Annotated in this window: 7 protein-coding genes; 3 read left to right on the top strand and 4 right to left on the bottom strand. The window is 38.4% G+C overall.

Going from position 1 to position 7,134, the window contains the following annotated elements:
- Window positions 1-104: 104 nt before the first annotated feature.
- The 4 genes from IM793_RS24505 to IM793_RS24520 all read right to left on the bottom strand — a co-directional run bounded on the left by IM793_RS24505 (window position 105) and on the right by IM793_RS24520 (window position 3,529).
- Window positions 105-599: a hypothetical protein gene (locus IM793_RS24505; RefSeq protein ID WP_193426120.1), complete on the bottom strand. Its 495-nt coding sequence runs from the start codon at window positions 597-599 to the stop codon at window positions 105-107.
- 24 nt (window positions 600-623) lie between these two features.
- Window positions 624-1,127: a hypothetical protein gene (locus IM793_RS24510; protein WP_193426121.1), complete on the bottom strand. Its 504-nt coding sequence runs from the start codon at window positions 1,125-1,127 to the stop codon at window positions 624-626.
- Between the two features lie 168 nt (window positions 1,128-1,295).
- A complete protein-coding gene (locus tag IM793_RS24515) occupies window positions 1,296-2,003 on the bottom strand; it encodes a TIGR00730 family Rossman fold protein (RefSeq protein ID WP_029278019.1) in 708 nt (235 codons plus the stop codon).
- Between the two features lie 17 nt (window positions 2,004-2,020).
- Window positions 2,021-3,529, bottom strand: a complete 1,509-nt coding sequence (locus tag IM793_RS24520) for a sodium:solute symporter (protein ID WP_193426123.1) — start codon at window positions 3,527-3,529, stop codon at window positions 2,021-2,023.
- A gap of 634 nt (window positions 3,530-4,163) precedes the next feature.
- On the opposite strand from IM793_RS24520, the gene recR reads away from it, so the two are divergent.
- From recR to IM793_RS24535, 3 genes are all read left to right on the top strand, one after another.
- A complete protein-coding gene (gene recR, locus IM793_RS24525) occupies window positions 4,164-4,781 on the top strand; it encodes a recombination mediator RecR (RefSeq protein ID WP_193426125.1) in 618 nt (205 codons plus the stop codon).
- A 71-nt stretch (window positions 4,782-4,852) separates the two neighbouring features.
- Window positions 4,853-5,665, top strand: coding sequence for an SDR family oxidoreductase (locus IM793_RS24530; RefSeq protein ID WP_193426127.1), 813 nt, complete (start codon window positions 4,853-4,855; stop codon window positions 5,663-5,665).
- 546 nt (window positions 5,666-6,211) lie between these two features.
- Complete coding sequence (locus IM793_RS24535; protein ID WP_193426129.1) at window positions 6,212-7,045, top strand: alpha/beta hydrolase; 834 nt, start codon at window positions 6,212-6,214, stop codon at window positions 7,043-7,045.
- Window positions 7,046-7,134 lie beyond the last annotated feature (89 nt).

Here is a 7,134-nt window from a genome sequence, read left to right on the forward strand (position 1 = left end):
GGAGCGTCTCGCTATGGCATTCAATAATTTATTTTTTATTGTCTTAGCGAGATGCTAAGACCAGATTGTTGCTTACAGATTCTTCGCTGCGCTCAGAATGACAGCTAAAAAATACTTTTAAAAGTAAGCACGCAGAATATAAAAATAATCAGGCCGAAAATCAGTCTCGAATAGTATTCCCTTATAAAAAGGCCACATAGTACCAGCATATCATCATCAACATTGGTATGGATCAATCCACTTCCTGCTGAAGCATTAAAAAGAATCTGTTTGTCTTTATGGTTATTTAAAGACCAACGGCTTAACCAGCTGTTTTGATAACTCCAATCGAAAGTTTCGCCAGAGGCAAATACAATCCTGGCTTTAAAACCCAGCCAATCATAAGTAATTAAGGCTAAAACCTGATTCTGGTTGTCTAGAATTTTAGTTTCCGGTTTAGAAAACCCTTCACTTTTTAACAGGTAAATACCTGCCTGAGTAGTGGCTATTGCCGTATTTTTCCACGAACCAAAATTGATGGAAAATTTTAGATAGCCATTATTTATTACCTGATAATTACTATCAAATAAACCTTTTCTCCAACTTAATACCTGTTCCATCTCACAAAAAGGTTAAATTTACAATTAATGATGACGAAGTGTCGATGTGGTAATAACCGGAACGATGCAGGCAATCATGAGAGCTGTCCGTTTGTTGTAAATTTGTTTAATAAATAAACCGGCTATTATTAATAATTTATTATCTGTATTGGAAGATATTGCGCCACTGTTGCTGCTCGAAGTATACATAATATGCTCATCCTTATAATTGCTTACCGTCCATTGCGATTTCCAGATGCCGGTTGATTTCCATTCGTACTGTTCGCCAGTATTTAAACTAATCACAGCCTTCGATTTCCAGCTATCGTAATTGATGATTGCAATCACCTCAAGCGTTTTTCTATCAATTACTTTGGTTCTCGATTGCCAAAAACCTTCGTTTACAAATTGATAGTTTTTATCCTCAAGCATACTTTCTGCATCGCTTCTCCAGCTGCTAAAAGAAATCATACCTTTTTGAACACCATCTGCAAAAAGCTGAAAGTTTCCGTTAAGCCAATTACTTTTCCAATTGATAAATTTCGACATTTTAATTACGTTTTATTTTAGATGGCAGTTTTCTTCAGTTGTTACAATAAATGAAGACATAAAAAAAGTGCTTATTGTTTGTAAGCACTTTTTCAGTTATCAATTATCAGTTTGCAATTTTCTGTTAACCATACTAATGAACCAATGGCAAATGAACTATTGAACCATCTAGAAATTCGGTTTAAGTACATATTTATCGTAGAAACGGAAAATATGCTCTGCAGCTTCTTCAGCGGTATCTACCAACCTGAAAAGGTTTAAATCTTCTTCGTGGATATTGTGTTCCTTCTGCAACATGGTTCCTTTAATCCAGTCAATTAATCCACCCCAATAATCCACGCCCACCAATACGATAGGGAAACGTGCAATTTTGCCGGTCTGGATTAAGGTTAAAGCTTCAAATAGCTCATCCATGGTGCCAAATCCACCTGGTAAAACCACAAAACCCTGACTGTATTTCATGAACATCACCTTACGTACAAAGAAATAATCAAACTCCAGTAATTTATTATGATCGATATATTTATTGTGGAACTGCTCAAAAGGTAATTCAATGTTTAAACCAACTGATTTACCACCGTTTGTATGGGCGCCTTTGTTACCGGCTTCCATAATGCCCGGACCACCACCTGTAATAACACCGTAACCGCGATCGGTTAGTAATTTACCACATTGTTCTGCCAATTGATAATATCTGTGCGTTTGGGCCGTACGGGCAGATCCGTAAATGGTAACACATGGGCCAATTTTAGCCAGTTTTTCAAAGCCGTCTACAAATTCGGCCATGATTTTAAAAATTTGCCAGGAATCGGTTACTTTGATTTCCTGCCAGTCTTTGTTTTCAAAAGCACTTCTAATTTTTTCTTCACTCGTCATATACTGTTATTCTAATATTAAAATTTGGTTTGCGCATCAGTTTTTTTGCTGATGAACAACAAGCCTATAAATGTGATTAAACCGTTAATTAAAATCAGTTCAACACTAAAAACGTAACCGCCCAATAAAGTGGTCGAATTCGTTGCAAGCAAGTAACATAAAAAAGGTGATAATAAGCAAACTATCGGCACTAATTTATCATGAAGTCCGCGTTTTTTTACAAATAATCCAAAACTATACAGCCCTAAAAGCGGTCCGTAGGTGTAAGAGGCAATGGTGAAAATTAAACTCACTACGGATGAACTGTTAAATGCATTGATGACGATAATCACCAGGAACATCAAAATTGAAAAGGCGACGTGTACGGTATGGCGTTTTTTTACCGCATCTTTTGCATTTACATTTTCTGCCTTATCCATACCTAAAAAGTCGACACAAAACGAGGTGGTTAAAGCCGTTAAAGCCGAATCGGTAGTGGCAAAGGTTGCAGCGGTTAAACCCAGCATAAAGATAATGGCTGGTATAGCACCCAGGTTGTTCAACGCAATTTCCGGAAATAGTAAATCTGTTCTTGGTTTTCCGGTAATGTGATCTAAAGGAATATCAATGCCGTTTTTTGTGGCGAAAATGTATAACAATGCTCCAACGCTTAAAAAGAAAACATTCAGGATCACGAATACACCCGTAAAAGTGAACATGTTTTTCTGTGCTTCCTTGATGGTACCCATGCTCAGGTTTTTCTGCATCAGATCCTGGTCTAAGCCCGTCATGGCAATGGTCACAAAAATACCACCGATAAACTGTTTACTGAAATAGAACTTATTGGTCAGGAAATCATCTAAAAAGAATATCTTGGAATAGCTACTGTTTTTTACTGTCTCAAATGCCTGTGGGATATTGAAATTGAGGCTGTTACAGATGAAGTAAATGGTTAAGAAAACCGATAAAACGAGGAAAAAAGTTTGTAAAGTATCGGTAATAATGATGGTTTTTAATCCACCTTTAAAAGTGTACGACCATATCAATGCCAACGAAATCAATACCGTTAACCAGAAGGGGATTCCATAATTATCAAATATAAAACGCTGTAAAACAATTACTACCAAATACAATCTTGTCGCTGAACCCAATGTACGGCTCAATAAAAAGATCGATGCTGCGGTTTTGTAGCTATAGTGGCCTAATCTCTTTTCGATATAGCTATAAATAGATGTTAAGTTCATCCGGTAGTAAAGCGGGAGCAAAACTGTAGCGATGATGATAAAGCCAACCGCATTCCCCAGCACAAACTGGAAATATTGAAACTGGTTTCCGCTGGGTGCTCCAACTTCACCAGGTACGGATATAAAGGTAACCCCCGAAAGGGCAGTGCCGATCATTCCAAAGGCAACCAGGTACCATTTAGAGTTCCGGTTGGCAACAAAGAAGGTCGAATTATCGGATGAGTTTTTTGAGGTTACAAAGGAAATAATGATCAGCAATAAAAAGTAACCGATCAGGAAACACAATAGAATGGTTGGAGACATAGTTTCGTATTAAGCTGATAAATGTAAGAAATTCGAATTTAAAGTCAATAGGTTTTGCTATTTGGTTGATGGCCTATGGCTCAATAGTTAATGGCCTATTTGCAATAGCATGGCGACCTAAGCAAACGGACTATCGAACTAATAAGCAAGTTAACCACAAACAACCAAGCCATGGACTATCAAACCATTGACCAATGAACGAATATCCAGTTTTCAATTGGCAATTTGCAGTTACCGTTAGCTATGAACTATTGACCATGAACTATGAACCAGTTTTCAATTTGCAGTTAACATTGGCTATGAACTATCTAACTATTGACCATGAGCTAATATCCAGTTTTCAGTTTGTAATTAGCAGTTACTATTGACCATGAGCTATGAACCAGTTTTCAGTTGGCAATTTGCAGTTACTATTGACCATGAACTATCTAACTATTGACCATGAACTATGAACCAGTTTTCAGTTGGCAATTTGCAGTTACTATTGACCATGAGCTATGAACCAATATCCGGTTTTCAGTTGGTAATTTGCAGTTACTATTGGCTATGAACTATTAACCATTAAACTATTGACCAATGAACCAATGACTAATGAACTATTGAACTAACAAACCATTTTACCTATTTTTGCACCATGAATTTTTCATCCAAGCTGCTCGAAGATGCGGTAAACGAATTCTCGAAACTTCCGGGTGTAGGGCAAAAAACGGCTTTACGTTTGGTTTTACATCTTTTAAACAAAGAGCAGGAGGAGGTAAACCAGTTTGGCAATACATTTATCAAGTTAAAACAGCAGATTAAACATTGCACTACCTGTCATAATATCTCTGATTATACCGTATGCGAAATCTGTACTTCGATAAAACGCGATAAAGAAACCATTTGTGTGGTAGAAGATACCCGCGATGTAATGGCGATTGAAAATACCGGACAATATTTTGGAGTTTACCATGTTTTAGGGGGCTTAATTTCTCCAATGGACGGTGTTGGGCCTTCCGATTTGTTTATTGATGGATTGGTGGCCAGAATGGCATTAGGAGGCATTAAAGAAGTAATTTTAGCGCTCAGTCCGAATATGGAAGGCGATACCACTTTGTTCTATCTCTATAAAAGGCTGAAAGAATTTAATGTTCCGGTAACCACCATTGCCCGCGGAATTGCATTTGGCGGCGAACTCGAATACACCGACGAAATTACATTAGGCAGATCAATTGTAACCCGTGTGCCTTACGAAACTGCAATGATGAAATAGGATTAAGATTTACAGGATTTTAGGATTACAGGAATAAAGCACTCAACATTCAAAAAGAAAATCATTTTTTAATGAAAGATAAAGTTATCATCATCACCGGGGCGTCGAGTGGAATCGGAAAAGCCTGCGCCGAAGAATTTGCAAAACGTGGCGCCAATCTGGTTTTAGCCGCCCGCCAATATGTAACCCTTTGCGAAATTACCGCCGATCTGGAAAAAAAATATAACATCAGGGCCGTTGCGGTTCAAGCTGATGTAAGTAAAGAGGCCGATTGCGAACTGATTATCAAACAGGCTTTGGTTTCTTTTCAAAAAATTGATATTCTGGTAAATAATGCAGGATTGTCGATGCGTGCCCTTTTTAACGATCTGGATTTATCGGTGTTAAAAAACCTGATGGATGTGAACTTTTGGGGAACGGTTTACTGTACCAAATATGCTTTGCCTGAGATTTTAAAAACCAAAGGAACGGTAGTAGGCATATCATCAATTGCAGGTTACCGCGGTTTGCCTGGCAGGACAGGTTATTCGGCCTCTAAATTTGCAATGAATGGTTTTATGGAATCTTTACGCACCGAATTACTAAAAACTGGTGTAAACGTTTTATTGGCCTGTCCGGGCTTTACCGCTTCAAATATCCGTGTAACCGCCTTATCGAAAGATGGTGCTGCGCATGGCGAAACCAGTATGGATGAAGGTAAAATGATGACATCAGAAGAGGTGGCGGGCATTATCGCCGATGGTATTGAACAACGCAAACGTACATTAATCATGACCGGACAAGGGAAATTAGCGGTATGGATGAACAAACTTTTCCCTGCATTTGTAGATAAAAAAGTTTTTGATTTGTTTGCAAAAGAGAAGAATCCGCTGATTAAGGCTTAAGGTAGAAGGTTTAAGGGTAAGGTAAATAGAATAGCGTATTGCGGTTAGAGTTTGGCGTTTTGGTGGCACAGTTATGTTGGCGGTTTAAGCTGGATTAATTGTCAGTCTGAGGGTTAATTTATTATTGAAAATCAATATGAATGACAGATTTTTTGGCGGATTATAGGCTGCGAGGAATCGTCATTCCCAACTTGATTGGGAATCGTAATGCAAGCGCTTTAAGATTTCCGCCTGCGCGGGAATGACGCTGTGCTAATGAATTCTGTCTATGGTAGCGGAGTCGAAGACCCGGTACAATTGTTTAGCGCCTAACCTTATATATTTTAGATAGAATAGAACCTGAAATAAATCTGATATCGGATCAAGGCTAGAGGGGTTGCGGTATAAAGATGAAGCGTTTAAACAGTAAGGCTAATAGCGTTAGTGGGGGTGCTTGGCGTCTATATAAATGTCTTGATACCTGATACTTTCTACTTAATACTCACTACTAACAAATCCACCTCTACAACAATTTCGTTTATTAACTAAAGCGTTAAATCTTTTTTTATGTACAAATCCCTTGTTTTAGTAATGCTCTTGTTCCAAACGATACTTTCTTCTGCACAGGTTAAAAAAGTAAAAAACATCAATTATGCGGGCAATACCGACGAAGCCAATACGCTGAATATTTTTTACAAAAACGATAGCATTAAAAATAAACCCGTATTAATTTTCATTCACGGTGGCTCGTGGAGCAGTGGTAAAAAAGAAACTTACTGGTGGTTGGGAAGGAATTTCGCGCGAAAGGGTGTAGTTACCGTCATCATCAATTACCGTTTGGCGCCAAATGTTCAGTACGAAAAAATGGGCGATGATTGTGCTTTGGCTGTAAAGTGGGTACAAGAGCATATAGCCGATTATACGGCGAGTAAGGAAAAGATTTTTGTAATGGGACATTCGGCCGGGGCGCACCTGGGTGAACTGATCAACGCCGATCCTAAATATTTTAAAAAAGCTGGTATTAAAAACCCGATTAAAGGGGTAATCTTAAATGATCCGTTTGGTTTGGATATGCAGGAATATTTAACCACAGCCGAAAAAGACCATTTTTATTTTGATTTCATCCGGACTTTTACCGATCAGCCTGCGGTTTGGAAAGTTGCCTCGCCGCTGGACTATGTAAACCATATCAAAAATCCGCATCTCCTTTTTTATGGAAGCAAAACCTACGGAGCCATTAAATTGCAAACGCCGAGGTTATACGAAAAGCTTAAAGCTAATAATGTTCCCGTAGAAATAAAAGAAATTAAAGGCAAAAGCCACGTACCGATGATTAGTCAGATGATTTTTGGCGGGAATCAATTGTATCAGGATATTTTGGATTTTATAGGGCGTTATTAACACCCCGTCCTCCGGACACCCCTCTGGGAGAGGGGAATGCAAATTGCATAAAGACGACGAGGGATAATTCCCCTCCTTTGGAGGGGTGC

The sequence above is a fragment of the Pedobacter sp. MR2016-19 genome (assembly GCF_014947265.1).
GTDB lineage: Bacteria > Bacteroidota > Bacteroidia > Sphingobacteriales > Sphingobacteriaceae > Pedobacter.

Coding starts and splice junctions, on each gene's coding strand:
- IM793_RS24505 (WP_193426120.1), bottom strand. CDS start 599: ATGGAACAGGTATTAAGTTGGAGAAAAGGTTTATTTGATAGTAATTAT.
- IM793_RS24510 (WP_193426121.1), bottom strand. CDS start 1,127: ATGTCGAAATTTATCAATTGGAAAAGTAATTGGCTTAACGGAAACTTT.
- IM793_RS24515 (WP_029278019.1), bottom strand. CDS start 2,003: ATGACGAGTGAAGAAAAAATTAGAAGTGCTTTTGAAAACAAAGACTGG.
- IM793_RS24520 (WP_193426123.1), bottom strand. CDS start 3,529: ATGTCTCCAACCATTCTATTGTGTTTCCTGATCGGTTACTTTTTATTG.
- recR (WP_193426125.1), top strand. CDS start 4,164: ATGAATTTTTCATCCAAGCTGCTCGAAGATGCGGTAAACGAATTCTCG.
- IM793_RS24530 (WP_193426127.1), top strand. CDS start 4,853: ATGAAAGATAAAGTTATCATCATCACCGGGGCGTCGAGTGGAATCGGA.
- IM793_RS24535 (WP_193426129.1), top strand. CDS start 6,212: ATGTACAAATCCCTTGTTTTAGTAATGCTCTTGTTCCAAACGATACTT.